Annotated in this window: 15 protein-coding genes; 6 read left to right on the top strand and 9 right to left on the bottom strand. The window is 70.4% G+C overall.

Features of this window, described 5'->3' with window-relative positions; translation table 11 throughout:
* The first annotated feature begins 141 nt into the window (after positions 1 to 141).
* Together ACGFSB_RS19760 and ACGFSB_RS19755 are read left to right on the top strand one after the other, a co-directional pair.
* Positions 142 to 2247, top strand: coding sequence for a TPM domain-containing protein (locus tag ACGFSB_RS19760; protein ID WP_393400667.1), 2106 nt, complete (start codon positions 142 to 144; stop codon positions 2245 to 2247).
* Between the two features lie 92 nt (positions 2248 to 2339).
* Entirely contained in the window at positions 2340 to 3053 is a 714-nt protein-coding gene (locus ACGFSB_RS19755; RefSeq protein ID WP_393400665.1) for a PspA/IM30 family protein, read from the top strand.
* Between the two features lie 22 nt (positions 3054 to 3075).
* On the opposite strand, the gene ACGFSB_RS19750 is transcribed toward ACGFSB_RS19755, so the two are convergent.
* From ACGFSB_RS19750 to ACGFSB_RS19715, 8 genes are all read right to left on the bottom strand, one after another.
* Positions 3076 to 5703, bottom strand: a complete 2628-nt coding sequence (locus ACGFSB_RS19750; protein ID WP_393400663.1) for a SpoIIE family protein phosphatase — start codon at positions 5701 to 5703, stop codon at positions 3076 to 3078.
* A gap of 166 nt (positions 5704 to 5869) precedes the next feature.
* The gene (locus ACGFSB_RS19745; RefSeq protein ID WP_393400661.1) at positions 5870 to 6286 is read right to left on the bottom strand and encodes an ATP-binding protein; all 417 of its coding nucleotides are present in this window, start codon (positions 6284 to 6286) and stop codon (positions 5870 to 5872) included.
* 196 nt (positions 6287 to 6482) lie between these two features.
* Positions 6483 to 6869: a (deoxy)nucleoside triphosphate pyrophosphohydrolase gene (locus ACGFSB_RS19740; RefSeq protein WP_393400659.1), complete on the bottom strand. Its 387-nt coding sequence runs from the start codon at positions 6867 to 6869 to the stop codon at positions 6483 to 6485.
* 29 nt (positions 6870 to 6898) lie between these two features.
* The gene (locus ACGFSB_RS19735; RefSeq protein ID WP_393400657.1) at positions 6899 to 7084 is read right to left on the bottom strand and encodes an SPOR domain-containing protein; all 186 of its coding nucleotides are present in this window, start codon (positions 7082 to 7084) and stop codon (positions 6899 to 6901) included.
* A gap of 223 nt (positions 7085 to 7307) precedes the next feature.
* Positions 7308 to 9002, bottom strand: coding sequence for a purine-cytosine permease family protein (locus tag ACGFSB_RS19730; RefSeq protein WP_393400655.1), 1695 nt, complete (start codon positions 9000 to 9002; stop codon positions 7308 to 7310).
* Between the two features lie 309 nt (positions 9003 to 9311).
* A complete protein-coding gene (locus ACGFSB_RS19725) occupies positions 9312 to 10064 on the bottom strand; it encodes a GntR family transcriptional regulator (protein ID WP_393400653.1) in 753 nt (250 codons plus the stop codon).
* Positions 10065 to 10205: 141 nt separating this feature from the next.
* Complete coding sequence (locus tag ACGFSB_RS19720) at positions 10206 to 11474, bottom strand: alpha/beta hydrolase (protein ID WP_393400651.1); 1269 nt, start codon at positions 11472 to 11474, stop codon at positions 10206 to 10208.
* A gap of 71 nt (positions 11475 to 11545) precedes the next feature.
* The gene (locus ACGFSB_RS19715; protein ID WP_393400648.1) at positions 11546 to 12754 is read right to left on the bottom strand and encodes a DUF4190 domain-containing protein; all 1209 of its coding nucleotides are present in this window, start codon (positions 12752 to 12754) and stop codon (positions 11546 to 11548) included.
* Between the two features lie 202 nt (positions 12755 to 12956).
* Here ACGFSB_RS19715 and ACGFSB_RS19710 point away from each other — a divergent pair, with 202 nt between their 5' ends.
* On the top strand, positions 12957 to 14063 hold the full coding sequence (locus ACGFSB_RS19710) for a threonine synthase (RefSeq protein ID WP_393400646.1): 1107 nt from the start codon (positions 12957 to 12959) through the stop codon (positions 14061 to 14063).
* Between the two features lie 77 nt (positions 14064 to 14140).
* On the opposite strand, the gene ACGFSB_RS19705 is transcribed toward ACGFSB_RS19710, so the two are convergent.
* Complete coding sequence (locus ACGFSB_RS19705; RefSeq protein ID WP_393400644.1) at positions 14141 to 14587, bottom strand: MarR family winged helix-turn-helix transcriptional regulator; 447 nt, start codon at positions 14585 to 14587, stop codon at positions 14141 to 14143.
* A gap of 91 nt (positions 14588 to 14678) precedes the next feature.
* Here ACGFSB_RS19705 and ACGFSB_RS19700 point away from each other — a divergent pair, with 91 nt between their 5' ends.
* The 3 genes from ACGFSB_RS19700 to fxsT all read left to right on the top strand — a co-directional run bounded on the left by ACGFSB_RS19700 (position 14679) and on the right by fxsT (position 21533).
* Entirely contained in the window at positions 14679 to 15713 is a 1035-nt protein-coding gene (locus ACGFSB_RS19700; protein ID WP_393400642.1) for an SMP-30/gluconolactonase/LRE family protein, read from the top strand.
* A gap of 94 nt (positions 15714 to 15807) precedes the next feature.
* Positions 15808 to 17331 (top strand): hypothetical protein, encoded by a 1524-nt coding sequence (locus ACGFSB_RS19695; protein WP_393400640.1) that lies wholly within the window; start codon positions 15808 to 15810, stop codon positions 17329 to 17331.
* Between the two features lie 299 nt (positions 17332 to 17630).
* Entirely contained in the window at positions 17631 to 21533 is a 3903-nt protein-coding gene (gene fxsT, locus ACGFSB_RS19690; RefSeq protein WP_393400638.1) for an FxSxx-COOH system tetratricopeptide repeat protein, read from the top strand.
* Positions 21534 to 21557: the final 24 nt, after the last annotated feature.

Here is a 21557-nt window from a genome sequence, read left to right as displayed (position 1 = left end):
GGCGGCGATTCAGCATCCGAGAGGTGCGCGGCCGGGTCGCTGGGGGCGCCGTCCCGGCAGCCCGGCCGCAGCCACGCGACCGCGGCCACCGACCGCGGCCACCGGTCGCGCACCCCCCAAGACGGTCATACGCTCCCAAATGTGACGCCGCCCTCGCACATAGCCGTGCGGGCGACAGCGGCAGCCGCCGCACTGCTCACGTGGTGCCTGCTGCTCCTGTCCGCCCCCGCGGCACTCGCCGCCCCGGCCGACGACCCGGTCACGCTCTCCCGTGACGGCCAGATCACCGACAAGGTGGGCGCCGTCGGCGACCGCAAAGGCGCCACCGAGCAGGCACTGGACCGGCTCTACGACGACAGCGGCCTCCAGCTCTTCGTCGTCTACGTACGCGACTTCTCCGGACGCGGCGCACAGGACTGGGCGGACACCACCGCCGAACGCAACGGGCTCGGCCTGGACGACGCGCTGCTCGTCGTCGCCACGCACGACCGTCAGTACGCCTACTCCGTAGACGCCGACTCCCGGCTCACCGCGGCTCAGCTCCAGGACGTCGCCGGCACGGCCATCAAGCCCGCCCTGCGTGAGAACGACTGGGCCGGGGCGGCCATCGGCGCCGCGAACGGCTATCGCGCGGTCCTCGCGGGGCAGCCCGTCCCCACCCCGACGCCCACCCCCGGGGACCCCGATCCGGGCGGTGGCGAAAGCGGCGACGACGTGGCCGCCGGTGACCTGGTCCTGCCCATCGTGGTGGTCGGCGGCGCGGGCGTCCTGGCCGCGGTCGCGTACAGCCGCCGCAAACGGCGCGCCAACACGCGCACGACACCTGGCGGAGGAGGCGGCTGGGGCAAAGGGGCGGCAGGCGAGCGGCCGACCCCGCTCCCCGGCCTTGACAAGAAGACCAGGCAGCTCCTTGTGGAGACCGACGACGCGATCCGCACCAGCGCCGAGGAACTCGGCTTCGCCACCGCCCAGTTCGGCGACGAAGCCGTGCGGCCCTTCACGGACGCGCTCGCCTACGCGCGCTCCGAGCTGACGGCGGCCTTCAAGCTGCGCCAGCTCCTCGACGACGCCCATCCGGAGGACGACGCGACCAAGCGGACCATGCTGGAGGAGATCGTCGCGCGCTGCACCGAAGCGGGCCGGCGCCTCGACGCGGAGGCCGCGGGCTTCGACCAGCTGCGCGCCCTCGAACGCGACGCGGCACAGGCCCTGGAACACGCCGAAACGGTGTTCCGGCAGGTCACCGGGCGTACCACCGCCGCGGAGAGCACCCTCAGAACAATCCGCGAGCAGTACGAGCCCGCCGCGTCCGCATCCGTCGTGGGCCATGTGGAGCAGGCCAAGGACCGCCTCCTCTTCGCCACGACGCACCTCAACGAAGCCCGGCAGGCCATCGACGCGGGCGACAACGGCAAGGCCGCCGTCCACCTGCGGGCCGCCGAAGGCGCCGTCGACCAGGCGGGCACCTTCGTGGACGCCGTCGACCGCCTCGCGGACGAGCTCGCGCTCGCCGCGGAGAAGCTTCCCGCCGCGCTCACCGAGACGGAGACCGACCTCGCCGAAGCGCGCGGCCTCCTCGAGGGGACATCGCAGGGGGTTTCCACGGCGGATCTGCACGGCCGTATCGCCCGCGCTCAGGCGGTGGTCGCCGGGGTCCGCAAGAAGACGGCGGCGGGCCCGTACGACCCGATCGACGCCCTGCGCCGGGTCGAGGAGGCCGACGCGGCCCTCGACGAGTCCCTCGCGGGTGCCCGCGAACGCGAGGTCACCGACCGGCGTGCCGTCGCGCTCCTCGGCCAGGCCCTGCTCACCGCGCGCAGCGCCGTAGGAACGGCGGCGGACTTCATCGACACACATCGGGGCGCGGTCGGCAGCGAGGCGAGGACCCGCATCGCCGAGGCCCAGCGCCACCTCTCGGGCGCGGAGTCCGCCCAGGACACCGATGCCGCCGCGGCACTCGCCGAGGCCCAGCAGGCGGACGCACAGGCCCGGCAGGCGCAGCAGCTCGCCGAACACGACGTACGCGGCTACGGCAACCCGTACGGAGGCGGTGGCGGCGGGCGCGGCGGAGGCACCGGCGGCGCCGTCCTCGGCGGCATCATCCTCGGCGAGCTCCTCGGAGGCACGGGCCGCGGGGCGGGCGGTGGAGGCGGTGGCTTCGGAGGCGGTGGCTTCGGAGGCGGCGGGCCCGGGAGCTTCGGTGGCGGGGGGACGCGGGGGCGGATGGGCGGGGGCGGGAGGTTCTGAGCCCGGCGCTTGACGCTGCCCTCGCGGCGACCGTTTCCGTACGTCCCGTAGAGCCCTCGTACTCCTACCGACCCTCATAGAAGGAGCCTGATATGCCCAAGCAGACGATCCTCGGACGCGTTGCCCAGCTGGCCAAGGCCAACATCAACTCGCTCCTCGATCAGGCCGAGGACCCGCAGAAGATGCTGGATCAGCTGATCCGCGAGTACACGAACAACATCCGGGAGGCGGAGGAGGCGGTGGCGACGACCATCGGCAATCTGCGGATGCTCGAACTGGACCACAAGGAGGACCAGGACGCGGCGGCCGAGTGGGGCACCAAGGCGTTCGCCGCCAGCAAGAAGGCGGACGAACTGCGGTCCGGGCAGAGCGCCGCGGAGGCCGACAAGTTCGACACCCTGGCCAAGGTCGCGCTGCAACGGCAGTTGCAGTCCGAGCGGGAGGCCAAGGACGCCGAGCCGACGATCGCCTCGCAGACCGAGGTCGTCGACAAGCTGAAGTCCGGCCTCGACCAGATGAAGGTCAAGCTGACCCAGCTCCAGTCGAAGCGCGATCAACTGGTCGCCCGCGCCAAGACCGCGCAGGCGCAGAACCAGATGATGGACGCCGCTCAGAACATCGATGTCCTCGATCCGACCAGCGAGTTGAGCCGCTTCGAGGACAAGGTGCGCCGCGAGGAGGCCAGGGCGCTCGGCAAGCAGGAGCTCGCCGCGTCCTCCCTGGACGCGCAGTTCGAGCAGTTGGACAGCCTGGGTGACGAGGCGGAGGTCGCGGCACGTCTCGCCGCCTTGAAGGCCACCACGTGAATTCCGCAGCCCACGGAGGCGCTCAGAACAGGCTGAGCAGCGCCTCCGCCGCGTCCATCGGCGCCACCCCGCTGTCCGGCAGCGGCATCTCGAACCACACGGTCTTGCCGCGCGGCGTCCGCCGCGAGCCCCATGCGGCGCTCAGGAGACCGACGAGCTGTAGCCCGCGCCCGCCCTCGTCCGTGTCACGCGCCCGGCGGCGGCGCGGCTGGACGAGGCCCGCGTCCCACACCTCGCACACCAGGGTGCGGTCGAGCAGAAGCCGCAGCCGGATCTCGCCTTCGCCGTACCGCAGGGCATTGGTGACCAGCTCGCTGACCAGCAGTTCGGTCGTGTCGCAGAGGGGTTCCAGGCCCCAGGAGCGCAGCTGCTCGCAGGCCAGTTCGCGGGCCCGGCCGACCGACTTCGGGTCGCGCGGCAGCGTCCAGTCGCCGACGGCCTCGGCGGGCAGACCCTGGATGCGCGCCATGAGCAGCGCGATGTCGTCCTCTCCGTGGTGGGTGTCGAGGGTGTTCAGGACGTGGTCACAGACGTCCTCGAGGGCAGGTGCCGGGTTGTTCAACGCCTGCACGAAGGCGTTCAGGCCCTCGTCGAGCGGGTGGTCGCGGGACTCGACGAGCCCGTCCGTGTAGAGCGCGAGCAGGGCGCCCTCGGGCAGCTCGACCTCGACCTCTTCGAACGGCTCACCGCCGACTCCCAGCGGCATACCGGGCGGCACGTCGAGCATGAGCGGTGATTCGTCGGGCTCGACGAGTACGGGGGGCAGGTGGCCCGCGTTGGCGATCGTGCAGCGGCGTGTGACGGCGTCGTAGACCGCGTAGACGCACGTGGCGAGGTAGACCTCAGAAAGGTCCGTCTCGCTGCCCGCACGCGTCTGACGGGCCGCCCTGGTGGCCTGCTGGGTGCCTGAGGGGTCGCCGAGGCCGCGGGCGATCTCGTCGAGCGCCGAGAGCACCTCGGCGGGCTCCAGGTCCAGGAGCGCCAAGGTGCGTACGGCGGTGCGCAGTTCGCCCATGGCGACGGCGGCGCGCAGACCGCGCCCCATGACGTCGCCGACGACCAGGGCGGTGCGATGGCCAGGAAGTTCGATGACGTCGAACCAGTCGCCGCCGACTTCGGTGGCCGCGTTGCCCGGGAGATAGCGGCAGGCGATGTCGAGGCCGGACGCCTCGGGGTCACCGGGCGGCAGCAAGGAGCGTTGCAGAATCAGCGCGCGTTCGTGTTCGCGGCGGTAGAGGCGGGCGTTGTCGATACAGACGGCCGCGCGGGCGGCCAGTTCGACGGCGAGGGAGCGATCGCGCTCTCCGAAGGGTTCGCTTCCCTTCGTGCGGGAGAACTGGGCGAGGCCGACGACGGTGTCGTGGGCGACCATCGGCACGGCGAGCGTCGACTGGATGAGCCCGCCGGTGAGCCGGCTCGCGGAGCCGTCGTCGGAGGCGGAGAGGAGCCGTGGCCGTGCGGTGCGCAGGGCGTCGGCGCAGGGCGAGGTGAAGGCGAAACGGTGCACGGCACCCACGTCCACGGGGGCCGTGCCCACCGGGAAGGGCGCGTCGGCGACGGCGCTCGCGAAGGCGACGCGGCGCAGCTCGGCGCTTCCGTCGGCGAGGCCCGGAGGCGTCTCGTCGCCGTCGAGCAGGCCCTGATAGAGGTCTACGGAGGCGAGGTCGCAGAAGCCGGGGACGGTGACGTCGAGCAGTTCACGCGCGGTCGTCTCCAGGTCGAGGGAGTTGCCGATGCGGGCGCCCGCATCATTGAGCAGGGCGAGGTTGCGGCGTGCGTGGGCGGCCTCGCGGGCGGCGGCGTGCCGCCGGGTGACGTCGGTGCCGAGGCCGGCGATGCCTATGGGGCGGCCGGAACCGCTGTGCACGCGGTAGAGGTTGATCGACCAGTGGCGGCGGTCGTTGCTGCCCGGGGCAGGGCCGACTATCTGCATGTCGGTGACGGAATCGCCGGTCTCCAGGACGCGCTTGAGTGCGGCGGCCATGCGGTCGGCCTCGTGCCGGGGCAGATAGTCGTGGACGGTGCGTCCGCGGTGTTCCTCGACGCCGCCCCCGAAGACGGCCGCGAAGCGGCGGTTGGCGCGCTGCACCTTCAGGTCCGTACCGAACAGCAGGAAGCCGAAGGGAGATTGGCCGAAAATTGCCTGCGAAGCGGCGAGGTCCGTCTCGATCTGCCGGAGCGCCCGTACGTCGACGACGATGCAGACGGCAGCCTGTTCGCCGCCCTCCGTCTCGGTCGGCATCACATAGACCTCGGCGATGCCTTCGGAGCCCGCGAAGGACCCCGCTTCGGGCCCGTCGGGCTGCGCGGGCGCCCGGAAGGGAACGGACCCGGTCCACTCCCTGCCGTCCAGGATCTCCGCCATCTTGCGATGCCCGCTGCTGCGCAGCTCGGGCGGGACGAAGGCCTCGATGGGGTCCCTGCCCACGGCGTCGCCGGCGGCCACGCCGAACAGCCGCTCGGCACGCAGGCTCCACTGGTCGATCAGGCCGTCGGGGCCGATCGAGAACGAGGCCACCTTGATGTAGTCGTAGATCGAACCGGGCGGACTGCTCTGCCACATCACGTCATCCGCAGCTTCGCCCCCGGCGTCGTCCGACGGCACGTCCCGCTCCGTCCGCTCCGTCGACTTCGCTGGTATCTCGCTCACGCGAACCGTCCCCTCCAGCTCACCACGTCCGGCACCGGTCACCGGATGCGGCTGCCCGCAGTATCCAGCACTACGGCGCCAGGCCACACGGCGTTCACGATCACAGCACGGACTCAACTCTTTTTGGCCCGTGACTGCCTTGTGTCTGTCCTACGCTGCCAGTCTTCTAACCCGGTAGCACCAGCTCGAACCACACCGTCTTCCCCGTCTTCCCCGTCCTGCCCTGCCGTGTCCCCCAGCGCCGCGATGTGCGGGCCACCAACTGGATACCCCTGCCCCCCTCGTCATCAGGCGCCGCCTCACGTTCCCGGGGCGGGTCGGGCAGCGGGTCGGAGACCTCCACGAGGAGGGTGCCCAGGGGTCCTGCGGGGCGTACCAGACGGACTCCGATGGGGCCCGAAGCGTGCCGCAGGGAGTTGGTCACCAGCTCGCTCACGAGGAGGACGGTGACGTCTCCGAGGGGGGTGAGACCCCAGGTGGCGAGCTGTTTGCGGACGACAGCGCGGGCCGTACGCACGGCGCTCGGATCAGCGGGGAAATCCCACTCGGCGCAGTCGCCTTCGATGTCGGTCACGCCGATCACGTCCAGACCAGCAACAGCGGACCCTTGTCCGGTTTCATGGGGTTAATGGGCACATACCCGATATCCCGCCAGAACTACCGTTTACCAGGGCGCACTGTGGCGCGAACGGCGTAGCCAGGGCTCAAGTGCAGGCAGACACGGCCTCACACGCTCCCTCGACCAGCGGCACTCGATCGACCAGCTCGCGACCGGCTGTCTAGCGGCACGCGATCGCGGCCGCCACAGCGGGGACGTCCGCGTCCAGCCAGTCCACCGACCAGACCTCGTCCGGCGCCAGCCACCGCAGCTCGTCGTGGTCCTCCAGGGGCTCAGGGACACCCGAGAGGAGTTTCGCCACCCACACCCACAGGACGTAGCCCGGCTTGAGCGACCACTCTCCGGGGACCCTCGCCACCGGCTCGGCGGCCACACCCAGCTCTTCGCGCAGCTCCCGCACGAGGGCTTCCTCGGGGTGCTCGCCCGGCTCGGTCTTCCCGCCGGGCAATTCCCAGCGGCCCGCGAGCTCAGGGGGTGCGCTGCGCCGCGCGGCCAACAGGCGCCCGTCGTCGTACAGGGCGGCACCCACCACGATCCGATCCGTCATGCGCCGGAGCCTAGGCGGTCAGTGGGCGGTCAGTGCGCGCTGCCGTTCTGGATCAGCCGCTCCACCCAGTACAGCTGCTTGTGCCCGCGGTCGTCGAGGCTGTCGGCGATCTTCTCGGCCTCGGCCTTCGTCGCGTACCTGCCCACCCTGTAGCGGTTGCCGTTGTCATCCTGACGTATGACGAGCCAGGGCAGTACGACCGTTCCGTCATTCATCGCGCCCCTCCGCTCGCCGCCCCCGGCGCGCGCCACGCCTCGATCAGTAAGGAAACCGCAATCCGCATATGCCCGAGCCTACGCCCGACCTTCACTCAGCGGATACGACTTTGCACAAAGAGATACGCAATCGGCCAACGCCGAGGGGGCGCATCGTGTCGGATGCGCCCCCTGTTGACACCGGCACGGCCGATGCGGCCGCACCGGCCTGTGCGGGCCCCTGTCAGTCGGCACGCACCGTCGGCGTCGGCATGAGCACCGGCTCACTCGACGGCGACGTACGGCAGACATCCCCGCACTCCGCGTCCAACGAGCAGCACAGGGAGCAGATCGGACCCGACTGGACCGGGCAGTCCGCGATGTCCGGCAGTTCGTACGCCGTCTCGCAGACACCGCACGCGTGCGTGGCCGTCACGTCGGGCACGTCGACATGCGGGCCGTTCACCGGGTTCGGCCGCGCCAGGTAGTACTTGCCCTTCGTCGCCCAGGCGATCAACGGGCAGAGGACGACGGCGAGTCCGGCCGCGATGAACGTCGAGAAGGCTTCCGCGTACTCTCCGAAGAGGCCGAAGAACGCCAGGATCGACACCACAGAGGCGATCACCATCGAGCCGAAGCCCGCCGGGTTCACCGCGTACAGATAGGCCCTCTTGAACTCGATGTAGGGCGGGCTCCAGCCCATCCTCTTGTTGATGACGAGGTCGGCGGCGACCGCCACGATCCACGCGATGCCCACGTTCGAGTAGAAGCCGAGCAGCTTGTTCAGGGCCGCGAACATGTTCATCTCCATCAGCGTCAGCGCGATGGCGAGATTGAGGAAGATGTACCAGACCCGGCCCGGGTGCTTGTGCGTGATGCGGGAGAAGAAATTCGACCAGGACAGCGAACCGCTGTAGGCGTTGGTCACGTTGATCTTGATCTGGGAGACGATCACGAACAGGGCCGCCGCGGGCAGTGCGAAGGAACCGAGCCAGGGCCTGAGGGCCTCAAGCTGCGGGGCTATCGGCTCCAGGGCGTGCGTCTTGCCGACGGCTTCCAGGGCCACGAACGCCAGGAACGCGCCGCCGAGCTGCTTGGCCGCGCCGATGATGACCCAGCCGGGGCCCGCCGCGAGAACGGCCAGATTCCAACGCCGCCTGTTCTGCTCGGTCTTGGCGGGCATGAAGCGCAGATAGTCCGCCTGCTCGCCGATCTGGGCGATGAGGGAGAGCGCGACTCCCGTGCCGAGCCCGAAGGAGAGCCAGGAGAAGGCGCTGCCCGAGCCCTCGGTGCCGCCGAAGGAGCCGAAGGCGCCCCACGCGTCCGGGGCCTCGAAAGCGAGCACTACGAAGGGCAGCACCATGCCGATGAGCCAGATCGGCTGCGTCCAGGCCTGCACCTTGGCCAGGGCACCCATGCCGCGGAAGACGATCGGGATCACGATCAGCGTCGTGATCAAGTAGCCGAGTTCCACCGGGAGTCCGACGGCCTGGTGCATGGCCTGGGCCATGATCGAGCCTTCGAGCGCGAAGAAGATGAAGGTGAACGAGGCGTAGATGAGCGAGGTCAGCGTCGAACCGAAGTAGCCGAAGCCCGCGCCCCGGGTCACCAGATCCATGTCGAGGCCGTACTTGGCGCAGGCCCGTGCGATCGGGATGCCGGTGACGAAGATGATCGTCGCGGCGCACAGGATCGAGGCGAGTCCGCTGGTGAAGCCGTATGTGAAGACGATGGACGCGCCGATCGCGAAGTCCGCGAGATAGGCGATGCCGCCGAGCGCCGTCGACGCCACCATCGTCGGCGACCAGCGCCTGAACGAGTGCGGCGCATAGCGCAGCGAGTAGTCCTCACGGCTCTCGTCGGCCGCCATCTTGGCGTAACTGCGCTGGGGCGGCGAGCCGGCGGCGGTGCCGGTGTCGCGGGTGGCCGTGTCCGTCATGAGGGTTCCTGTCGTCCGACCGGATTGCGGGTACGGGCGATGAAGTTAGGAGCCGTGCATGACAAATTGTTGCGGGGCGTGATTGCCCCGGCGTTACGGAAGCCGGGCGTGCGTTAACTCGCGATCACAACGGGCGGACGGTCCCGTCCGGATTCCGGCGTACGCCGGAGCGCTCGGCGATGTCACCTGCGGGCGGTATGCGATCCGGTCGTTCACCGGGAGGTCGTATTCACCGGAAGGTCGTAGTCACCGGGAGGTCGTAGTCGTACGCAACGAGGCGACCCCCCTCGCAGTGGCGCGACGGTCCGGTCACCTCACCGGCAAGTGGTACGCCACCCGATACCGGTCCGCGGGCACGACGACGTCGGCCGTCTCGACCGGCTTGCCCGACGCGAAGTACGTCCGCTGCACGACGATCACCACATGCCCTGGGACACCGCCGAGCGACATGAGCTCCTCCGCGAGCCCCGGGCGCGCACCGACCTCCTCCGCGACGTTGTCCACGACCACGTCGATGGCCGCCATGCGCTCGACCACTCCGCAGCCGCCGAGCGGGCCCTCCTCCGGGAGCATCACGGGGGTGCGTCCCGTGACCGAGAGGGGCTCCCAGGAGGTGGAGAGCATCATCGCCTCGCCCGCGTCCCGGTAGACGTACCTGGTGCACATCACGCGGTCGCCCGCGCGGATGCCGAGACGCTCGGCGATCGTGCTGCTCGCCTCCGCCTGTTCGCTGCGGGACTCCCAGGTGCCGCGCGCGCCGTCCGCCGCCTGCTCCTGGCGGAAGGGCGTCGAGCCGCCGGAGGCGCGATAGCCGGTGCGGGCGACGCGGCGGGGCACCGGTCGCTCGCGCACATACGTGCCGGATCCGGAACGCCCCTCGACCAGACCCTCGGCCATCAGGATCTTGCGGGCCTCCAGGGCGACCGTGTCCGACACCCCGTACTCCTCGCGGATTCTGGCCTGCGAGGGGAGACGCGTGTGCGGCGGCAGAGAGCCGTCGACGATCTTCTTGCGGAGATCACCCGCGACGCGCAGATACGCCGGCTGCTCACCGAAAGTCACTGGCCACTCCCATCAGGTTGACAGACAGCAACAGCCTGGCAACCGTGGGTTGTTGGCCGCAACCCAAGGCCAGAGAATCACCCGAAGTGATGATTTCTGAGTGTGCAGGTCTTTACGCATGGCGTTTCCGGAGCTATAGCGTCAGGCGTCAGATTCACTCCGGATGGCGAGGAAGCGCGAGATCGCCGCTCGCGCGATCTGGCTCCCCCAGCCGCCCCAGTTCACATCGAAGCAGTGGTCCGCCCAGGGCAGTTCGACATACGTCGCCGGAGCCCCGGCCGAGTCGAGCCGCCGCGCCAGCTCCCGCGCTTGCGCCACCGGCACCGCGCGGTCCGCACTGCCGTGCAGCAGGAGCGTGGGCGGCACATCCGTCCGTACGAGCTTCGCGGGCGAGCCGAGGCGGTAGCGGGCGGACGCGGACTTCGCCGAACCGCCCATCAGGCCCGGGATCATGGGGTCGCCGCGCAGCGCGGTCCCGGCGATGAGGCGCCGCATGTCGGTCGGCCCGTAGAGGGAGATCACCCCGGCGACCGAGCTGTCACGCACCGCACAGGAGGACGGCACGCGGTCGTCACCCTCCGTGTAGGCGGCCGAGAGGGCGAGATTGCCACCCGCCGAACTCCCCGCCAGGACGAGGCGGCCGGGATCAATGCCGTACGCGCGCGCGTGGCGCCGCACCCAGCCCACGGCGCACTTCACGTCGCCGATCTGTTCGAGCTGGGTCACCCGGGGCGCGAGCCGGTAGTCGATGTCGAAGACCGACCAGCCGCGCGCGTTGAACCAGCGGTTCCACTCGGGGGTCTGGCTGCGGTGACCCTTGTTCCAGCCTCCCCCGTGCACCCACACCACGGCCGGATGCCGCGTCCCGGCACGCTTCGGCAGGGTCCAGAGGTCCAGCTTGCCGCGCCGCCCTCCGGTGCGCGCGTAGCGGCGGGTGCGGTCCCGGTCTGGGGCCTTGGCGTAATTGACGCCTTCGAAGTAGGCGGTGGGGGCCAGGGGTTGCCCGTATTCCTCGGCGGTGCGGTACGCGGCGGCGTACGGCATGACTCCGTAGACGAGCGCGGCGAACGCGCTGAGCACGGCGCATCCGGCGCACCAGGGGTGGCGCCGCCCCGCCAGCGCACCGGCGACCAGGCCGACGGCCGCGGGCAGGACGAGGACGAGCCCCCAGGAGGTGACCGCCGCCGCGACGAGCACCAGGAGCGGGATGCGGGGCAGCGGGGCGGCGACGAGCACGACGAGCACGGCGTTCAGGAGGGCGACGGTGACGAGGAGCCCGCGGGAGAGGTGCGTGACGCACGAAACCCTGGGCCTGTTCGGGCTGTTGCGGCTGCCCCTTCGGGGAGAGTCCGGCGCCGCGGACCCGGGAGTGCGCTGGGCCGCGATCGTCGGCGTCATGACGGACGTCACGCCGAAGAACTATCACAGAAGCGGACAAAAGGCCCTTAGGGTGAGCGGCCCCGCGGCGACCCGCCCGTTCGTCACACCGCCGCCGCGCCACCCCCGGGGTTCGCGTCGGAAGGCGAAGTGGGAGGTGAAGTGGGAGGTGAAGTGGTCGCAAGGCCCAGCGATTTGCGAGCCGCGGCCTCGCGCTTGCCGCCGATGTGCTGCCGCGCCGCTGTGTAGTGATCGGTGAAGGTGTCGGCGTCCTTGGCCGTGGACGCCTTCTCCCAGTGCTCGCGGTTCCGCTCGATGGCTCCGATGAGGGCGGTGACACCGGCGTCCGCCTTCGTGGGCCAGTCATGCGCGCGCAGCAGCCGCGCCTGCTCGGCCAGGCCCTTGTCGACGCGGCCGGCCCACTCCTTGTGGCCCGGCAGGTCGTCCTCGGGCCTCTCCGCGCCGGGCTCGGTCCCGTAGGCGTCGTAGAGGGCCTTGTCGGCCTCCAGGTAGGCGAGCTGGTCGGCGTCGAGGTTCGTCGCGTCGCGGCGCATCGAGCCCTTCAGGGTGCGCTTCTCCTCCCCGTCGCCGAAGAGGCAGGTGATGTGCCGGTCCCCTCGGCCCCAGGTGTCCCGGTCCGGCACGAAGTAGTTGATGTCGGTGTCGCCCCAGTCGGTCCATGTGTCGAGCACATAAGCGGCCTGCCGGTCGACGCACTTCTTCTCGGCGAGGGACGTGAGCTCGGCGTCGCCCGGGTAACTGTCGTAGTGCACCGGGAACGAGGCGAAGACCTCCCCGTCGTGCCGCGAGGAGCAGGGCACCTCGTCGATCTGGTAGGCGTACCGCGCACCTTCGAGCTTGCTGTCGGGGACGTTGAAGCACTCCCCCGTGCCGATGGGGAACCCGGAGCTGTTCCGGGAGTCCCGCGCGGCCTCCTTGAAGCCGTCCATGAAGTCACGCGCGCCCCCGGTGACGACGGCGAGCACAAGGAGCACGATGCCGACGACGGAAAGGATGCTGCCCGCGATCGCGAGCCCCTTACCGCGCTCACCCTTCTTCGAGATCTGCGCGAGCGCGAAGAGGCCGAGGATCAGACCGACGGCGGGCACGAAGCAGAGGATGCCGAGGACGAGCGAGGCGATCGCGAAGCCGTTGACCGGCGGGCGGGAGTACGGGGAGTACGCGCCGGGCCACCGCTGGTACGGGACCTGGGGGCCGCCCTGGTACGGAGGCTGCACAGGCGGTCCGTACGGGCCCTGCCCGTACGGCTGCTGAGGGTGGCCACCGAGGTCGGGCGGCGGGGGTATGTCCACGGGTGCCGTGCTCCTGATGGGGATGGGTCGGTCGATGCGGGGCGGGACGGGACTTCGCATCGTATGTGGAGCACGGACAGTGGACGCGACGCAAGGCAGGCGTCCGGCAAGGACATGCGTCCAGCAAGGCACGCACCCGGTAAACGACCGCCACGCACCGCCATGACGCGTCGACCCCAATTGCCCGAACTAGCCTGCCCACATGACAGCTTTGCCGGATTGTTTCTGCCCCGCCGACGGAACCCGCGTCCCCGCGGGCACGCTCGCCTGGTGCTGCCCCGTCTGCCGCGGCCCGCTCGACCTGGACTTCTCCCCCAATCCCGCCCCGCTGAAATCCCTTGCCGGCAGGGTCAACTCGCTGTGGCGGTACGCGGAGTCCCTGCCGCTCCCCGTCCCCGCGTTCTCACTCGGTGAGGGCCGCACCCCACTCGTACCGCTGGACGGCTCGATCTCGGCCAAGCTCGACTTCCTGATGCCGACACTCTCCTTCAAGGACCGCGGCGCGGTCATGCTGGCCGCGCTCGCGCAGCGGCTCGCCCCGGAGCGGGTGATCGCCGACAGCAGCGGCAACGCGGGCACCGCGGTCGCCGCGTACTGCGCGCGGGCCGGGCTCCCCTGCACCGTCTACGTCCCGGAGGGCACGTCCCCGAAGAAGCTGGAGCAGATCGCCGCGCACGGTGCGCGGCTCGAAGTCGTCCCGGGTGACCGCGAGGAGACGGCACGGACGACGCGCGACGCGGCCGACAAACCCGGCACGTTCTACGCCTCGCACGTCCACAATCCGTACTTCCTCCAGGGCACCAAGACGTACGTCCATGAGCTGTGGGAGGACCTGGGCGGCCGGCTGCCGGACGCGCTCGTCGTGCCGGTGGGCAACGGCACGCTGCTGCTCGGCGCGGCCCTCGCGGTGCGGGAGCTGCACGCGGCGGGGCTGATCGCGAAGGCGCCCACGCTGTACGCCGTACAGGCCGCCGCGGTCGCCCCGCTGGCCGACGCGTGGCGAGCGGGCGCCGACGAGCCCCTGGGCACCACCCCGACGGCACCCACACTCGCCGAGGGCATCGCGATCCCGCGACCGCCCCGCGCCCGGCAGATCCTCCGCGCGGTACGCGGATCCGGCGGCGCCTTCCTGACGGTGACGGAGGAGCAGATCCGGGTGGCCCAACTGGATCTGGCGGGCCGGGGGTTGTACGTCGAAGCGACCGGAGTCGCGTGCTGGGCGGCCGTACGGGACGGAGCACTCGGCGAGCGCACGGCCGTGGTGCCGCTGTGCGGGGCAGGCCTGAAATCCGGACTCGCGAGCATCTGAGATCCCGACTCGTGAGCGTCTGAGAACCGGACTCGTGAGCGTCTGAGAACCGGACTCGCGAGCTTCTGAATACCGGGTCAGCGACTGGCCCGAGTCGAGTCGAGCAGGGTGGCGCACCGGCCGAGCAGTCCGACAAGCGCCGCCCGCTCCTCCTCGGTGAACTCGGCCGCCAGCGCCCGCTCGACGCGCACCGCCGCCCCGTCCGCCTCATCCATGACGGCCTCGCCGTGCTTCGTGAGCCGGGTCTCCAGGACGTTGCGGTGCCACTCGTGCGGGGTGCGCACGATGAGGTCGCGCTCCTGGAGGTTCTTCAGGACCGTGTTCATGGTGGGCGGCGTGACCCCGCAAAGACGGGCGAGTGCGGCGGCAGAGATGCCCGGCTTCTCACTGAGGTGGAGCAGCGCCGCGTACTGGGGGACGGTCAGGCCCGCCGGTTTCAGCGCGGCGTGCTTGGCCGCGCCGAGGGCCCGCTCGGCGCGCTTGATGTGGGAGCCGATGCGCTCGGACGCGGGCAGGGTCGTCATCTCCGCATCGTAACGGCCATACGTAAAGCAATGCCTCACATAGAGATTCGAACATTGACGAACATTAGAGCTCTAACTTAGCTTCGCACTCATGCCTTCTGTGAAGCAGTACCGCAGCCCTTCTGTGAAGCAGTACCGCAGCTCCTTGGCCGTCGCCGCGATCCTGGCCGCCCTTGCCGCGGCCCCGCTCACACCGACGGCCACAGCACAGGCCAAGGACTCACGCATCTCCACGGCCCATGAGCTCCCCGGCGACCGCGCCTACCCCGAGGGCATCGCCGCCGACCCCCGCACCGGCGACCTCTACATCGGCTCGTACACCACGGGCGCCATCTGCAAGGCCACGCCGGGCCGCCGCGAGGCCAAGGTCTTCCTGCCCTCCGGAACCGACGGCCGTACGACCGCCAACGGCCTGAAGGCGGACCGTTCGGGGCGGCTGTGGGTGACGGACTCGACGGCCGGGGTCGCGGTCTACGACCTCCGCAGCCGCACCCTCATCGCCCGGTTCGACGTGCCGGGCACACCGAGCAGCGACCCCCGCATGGTCAACGACGTGACCATCGCGGCGGACGGCACCGCCTATCTGACCGACAGCGCCCGCCCCGTCGTCTACCGCGTCACACCCGGGCAGTTGAAGCAGGCCGCCGAGCACGGCGGGCGCGGCGTACTCACCGCGCGCTTCGACGTGCAGGGCGGCCCTGAATCCCGTCCGTCCGCCCCTCTCACCCTCAACGGCATCGTGGCCGACGCATCGGGCCGCCAGCTGTTCACCGTCGACATGACGGGCGGCGGCCTCTACCGGATCGACACCGCGTCCGGCGCGGTGAGCGAAGTCGCCCTGCACGGTGGTGACCTGGTCGACGGCGACGGCCTTGAACTGCGCGGCAGCACCCTGTGGGTCGCGCACAACCGTTCCAACAGCATCAGCCGCTGGCGTCTGGCGGACGACGGAGCCTCGGCCCGCGAAGAGCGCCGCGTCACCGACGACGCGCTCCAGATCCCGACCACCCTGGTCCGCTCGCACGGGCACACGCTCGTGGTCCGCTCACAGTTCGACAAGGGCGGCCCGATGGGACCGGGAACACCGGTAACTCCCTTCACCGTGGCGGTGGTTGACGGGATCTGAGGCACACGGATGGCCGGAGGCCTGCCCTGAGCCCAGCTGTGGCCGTACGCTTGTCGGAACCATCGATACGAGGGTGCCGCACCACGATTCACGAGTGCTGACTGCTCGTGGCGATCGGGAGGTCACGGGGGTGGAAGGGCGCAGCCCGGCGAGGGTTCGCAACGAGTTGGTCGCCGACATCGTCGACGTACTGCAGGAATCGAGCACGGTGCGGCAGGAGAACAGCGCCGAGCTATGGGTGCGCATGTTGAGCGACGAGCTGGCCTCGCCCGTGGAACCCATGCGGAACGCGGCGTTACGACCCTGGCTGCTGAGCCTGGTGGAACGCTGTGCGGAGGTCCCTGACGGGCTGCCGTGTCTGGTGCGCTGCCTGAAGTATCTGGAACAGCAGTCTTCCGCCATTCTGTCGCTGCTGCGTCTGGTGGACGAATGGGAGGCCGTGGACTTCTTCGACGGCGCCGACCTGCACACCTTGCGGCCGGTCCTGCGGGACATGCGCTCGTCCGCCGAACTCGCCACGCTCGCGCGGCGGGCGAGCCGGTCACGCACACAGGAGTTGCCCGCGTGGTGCGACACGGGATGGGCAGTCTTCCTACGACTGGCCGGCGGCAATTCCGCCGCCAAGGAACTCCCTGTGAGCATGGCGTTCCTGGCCCTGGCCGCCGATCGGCTCGTGGAGGACGGACAGATGGAGGCAGCGGAGGATCTGCGTCGCTGGAACCGTCAGCAGTCCAGGGCGTGGAGCCTTGAGGACAAGATGACCGACTGGCAGCGCAGCGGCATCGTGCAGCAGGCTCCGCCGCCCATGGTGCCCGCCTATCTGATGATCCAGTTCGAGCCCGACGGAGTGGATCCCGACCGCTATTTCCTCTCCCACTGGCGGCAGTCCGACGCCGAGGGCTGGCATCCCGTACCGGGCGAGACCCTGCATCTGCACCGCGACGAGCTGCCCGCCGAGGTCGAAGTCCTCATCGAGCAGACCGAGGAGCGATGGGCGGATCTGAGACAACCGGTCGTCCTGGAGTTCATCCTTCCGTGGGAATTACTCGGGGAGCCGGTGGAGTGGTGGCACAAGGAGTCCTCCTCCCCGTCGCCGACCCCGCTGGTGATGGACTACGCAGTGCTCGTCCGCAGTTTCGAGCGCCTGCGCAAGGCCGCCTGGCACCGGCCGTGGCACAAGAAATGGCGCCAGCTCAAGGAGCAGCCCGCCGACAGCCACTCGTACTTCAACCCTCCCGGCCAGTCGCACTTCCACCTGGAGCGTGAGCTGAAGGAGGACGACCAGGCGGTCTGTCTGGTGCTGAGCCAGCCACCGGGCACCGACTCCCCGGGCAGTCACCACGAGTTCATGGCAGGCCTGCGGGCCGGCGTGCCCGCGATGATCTGGCACCGGGGTGACTGCGGGGACCCGGCCTTCAAGGAAGCGGTCGCCGAGATGGTCCAGGACAGAGGCCTCGCCGGCCTGGTGACGCGCGCCGGAAATTGGCGCAAGGAGGCTCTGGCGCTGGGCCCCGAAGGCTGGGACAACCACGTGGGACGCCATCTCGCGATCCTGCTCGACGATCCGGAACGCAGACCCGGGCCGCCCGGCCCCGACCGTGCGCCGGTGACGAGTTGAACGGGCTCGCCGGCCACCTGTCCGTGAACCTCCCGCACTCGGCGAGAGGGGGTGCCGCGCCGTGAACAAGCCGGCCTCCGCTGCCCCACGGCTGTTCCCTGCCCCGCAGCTGTTCCCTGCCCCACGGCTGTTCCCTGCCCAAGGCCCGACGATTCCTGTGCGCCCCGGCACATGCCGCCGTACACCCTTGCTTGCGCAGCGTGCGCACTGCCACGCTTCGCGTGTGGATGTCACGCACGCCCGAGCTCTGCGGGACTCCGCACAACTGTCAGTGCCACCTCTACGCCTTGAGGGCGCATATGCGTGACGACGGAGGGCAGCGGCAGGGACCGGCTACGCGGGCACGTCGTGAGGCCGCGTCCGTACTCGGCAGGCTCGGACGCGCGAGGCCGGGCCAGTCGGACGGACAGGAACACGCCGAAGCGGTCGTCGTCATCGACAGCCACGTGACCATGAAGGTGTGGGACCAGGCGGTCGCCGACCTGGTCGGCGGCCTCGACCGCGAAGGGGACTTCGCCCGCGTACGCGTGGTGCGCCTGCGCGGCACGGACGAGACCGACCCCGCACGCCTCAGGCCGGGCGAACCGCTCGGCGGCGCGGGGGACATGCGCCGGGTGATCCTCGTACTGACCGACGGGCTCGGGGCCGGCTGGCGCTCCGGCGCGGTCATGCCCCTGCTGCGCGCCTGGGGGCGCGGCTGCCCGGTCGCCGTGGTGCACGTGCTGCCCCAGCAACTGTGGTTCCGCACGGGCCTGGACGTCTGCCGCGTCAGGCTGCGCGCCGCCCACGCCTGGGCGGCCAACGGCGAGCTCGACTGGGAACTGCGCGAGGCCCCGGTGGAATCGCGCGATCCGGACGAGCCCGAGGTCGAGGGGGACACGGTCCTCGTGCCGGTCCTCGCGCTGACCAACCGCTGGGCCGAGGCCTGGACCCGGCTCGTCATGGGACCGGAACCACAATGGCTTGAAATGTCGGCCGTCCGGGCGCGGGAGTGGAAGCGCAGGCCCGACGCCGCGCGCGCCCTGCCCTGGACGAACGACGTTCCCGACCCCCTCAGCACGGTGCCCGCGTCGGAGCGCGTGTCCGACTTCCGGGCAGGCGCGTCACCCACGGCCTTCATCCTCGCCACCCGCCTGGCCGCCGTCCCGCTGAGCCTTCCCCTCATCCGCAGAGTCCTGGAGACCACTCCCGGAGCAGGCCCGGTGCACGCATCGGAGCTGCTCATGAGCGGCCTCGTCCGGCCCAGTGGGGCGCAGGGCGACGAAGTGACGGATGTGGCGTTCTCGTTCGCTCCCAACATCCGTGAGGAACTGCTCGCCCTGGGCCGCCGCAGCGACACCGCACGGATACTGCACGACGTACGCACCGTCCTGGCCGGGGACGGAACGGGGACCGCCTCGCTGCTCCCCTCCCCCGCCGAACCCCTGGACACCCTGGCCATGCCCCGGGTGAACAGTCGCAACATCGGTTTCCTCCGTGTGGAACTCGCCGCGCTGAGAGCACTCTCCGGCCGTTTCATGCAGCGCGCCGCCCTGCTGGCAGGGGTACTTGGCTGGCACGATCGTCGCTACGCAGTCAGCCTGGAGAAAAGCGGTGGAACCCCCGTCTCTCGGCCCGATCCTGAAGGAGCATCGGTGATGTCGACTACGCCCCAGCAAACGGTGGAGGGGGACCGCACATCACAGCCGCGCGTCTGGGGAAACCTCCCGCCCCGCAACCCCAACTTCACCGGCCGCGCCGAGCTGCTCGAACAGCTCGGCGAGCGGCTGCGGGAAGGCACGACCACGGTCCTGCCCGAGGCCATCCACGGCATGGGCGGCGTGGGCAAGACCCAGCTGGCCATCGAGTACGCGTATCGCCATCAGGGTGAGTACGACATCGTTTGGTGGATCCCCTCCGAACGTCCTGGCCAGATCGGTCAGGCCCTGGTGGAACTGGCCGGGCGCCTGGGCATCGAGACCAGCACCGAAGCCAACATCGCGGGACCCGCGGTGCGTGAGGCGCTGCGCGAGGGCCGTCCGTTCTCGCGCTGGCTGCTGATCTTCGACAACGCCGACAATCCCGAGCAGGTACGCCATTACTTCCCCACCGGGGGCAACGGCACGATCCTGGTCACCTCCCGCAACAGGCGGTGGGGCCTGGTCGGCGGATCCCTCGAAGTGGACGTCTTCACCCGCGAGGAGAGCAAGGAACTCCTGCGCCACTCCGGGCCGCCCCTCCAGGAGGACGAGGCCGACCAGCTGGCCGAGGCCCTCGGAGACCTGCCGCTCGCCCTGGAGCAGGCCGCCGCGTGGCGCGCGGAGACGGGGATGCCCGCGTCCGAGTATCTGCGGCTCTTCGAGAACAAGCGCACGGAGCTCCTCGAGACGTCTCCGCCCCCGGACTACCAACTGCCGGTCGCGGCCGCCTGGAACGTGTCCCTGGACCACCTGGAGACCCGCAGCCCCTCGGCCCTGCGCCTGTTGCAGCTCTGCTCGTACTTCGCCCCGGACCCGATCTCGCGGTCCATCTTCTCCGGCCTCGGGAACAGCAGCATCTTCCCCGAGCTCGACGCGACACTGAACGACCCGATGCGGCTCGCGCGCGCCATAAGGGAAGTGAACCGTTACTCCTTGGCCCGCATCGATCACCGTACGAACTCCATCGAGATGCACCGCCTCGTCCAGCTCGTCCTGAACAACCGCATGTCCCCGGAGGAACAGTCCCGTATGCGCCACGGCGCCCACACCCTGCTGGCCGCCGCCGACCCGAAGGCACCCACCTCAGCGGCGAACTGGCCCCGATACGCGGAGCTGTACGGCCACGTCATCGCGTCGGACGCCATCAAGTCCGACCAGCCCTGGGTGCGCCAGCTGGTCATGAACGTCGCCAGGTACCTCTACTTCTGGGGCGACCACGAGGTGTCGCTCGACTTCTCCGAGCAGGCCTGGGAGACCTGGCAGACCGTCTTCGGCGAGGAGGACCAGCAGACGCTCCTGATGGGGCAGTGGCTCTGCTACATCTACTGGGTCCTCGGCCGCCACAGCGAAGCCATCACCCTGGTGACGGAGCTGAAGGCGATCTACGAGCGCACGGCCCCCGAGGGCCGCGAGGACATCCGCGAGGACGCACTCGCCGCGATCGGCCTCGAAGCCGCCGTACGCCGTGTGGAGGGCGAGTTCGCCGTCGGCGCCCAGCTGGACGCCACGGTGTACGAGCGGGCACGCAGGGCCTTCGGCGAAGAGGACCCGACAACCCTGGACGCCGCCCACAACCTGGGCACGAGCCTGCGCCAGGCCGGTGACTTCCGCCAGGCACTCGAACTCGACGAGCACACGCTCGCGCTGCGGCTGCGCGTCCTCGGCCAGGACCACCAGAAGACCCTGATGACGGAGAACAACGTCGCCATCGACGTCCGCGAGACGGGCGACTATGTGGGAGCCCGCGCCCGCCAGCAGGCCGTCCTCGACGCCTACCGTGACGTGTTCGGCCGCGGCAACCCCGCGACGATCGGCACGATGCGCCAGCTCAGCGAGGCAAGCCGCAAGGCAGGCGATCACGCACAGTCCCTGGAGCTCGCCACCGAGGCCTACTCCAAGTTCACCCGACGGTACGGCGACACCCACCCCTCGTCGCTGTCCGCCGCCCTCACCCTGTCGGTGGCCCTGCGCCAGAACGGCGACCTGAACGCGGCGCGCGAGCGGGGCGTCAAGGCCTGCCAGGAGTACCGCAACATCTTCTCCCCGCAGCACCCGCACGTCCTTGCGGCGGACGTCGACCTCGCCGTCACGCTGCGGCTGCTCGGCCAACCCGACGAGGCACGCAGGCTCGACGAGGCGGCACTCTCCTCGCTCACCGAACGACTAGGAGAGGCCCACCCCACCGCCCTGGCGACCGCCATCAACCTGGCGAGCGACCGGGCCGCCCTCGGTGACCACCACGAGGCCCGCACGCTCGGCCGGCGGACACTGGAGCTCTGCCGCAGCACCCTCGGCGAGGACCACCCCACGACGCTGGCGTGCGCGGGGAACCTCGCGATGGACATGATCGAGCTGGGCGAGGAGACCGAAGGCGCCGCGCTGCGCGCCGACACCCTGGCCCGGATGGAGCGCGTACTCGACGCTCCCCGGCTGCTCACGGAGCCCGCCACCGCGCACCCGGCCACACTCCAGGCCAAGGCGGGCCAGCGGGCCAACTGCGACATCGACCCGGTGCCGCTGTAGTGACGGACGTGTGGGGCGGGCCGC

Source organism: Streptomyces sp. NPDC048441 (assembly GCF_043200235.1).
GTDB lineage: Bacteria > Actinomycetota > Actinomycetes > Streptomycetales > Streptomycetaceae > Streptomyces.
Note: the sequence above shows the minus strand (reverse complement) of the source record. Positions and strands in the feature narration are given on the sequence as shown.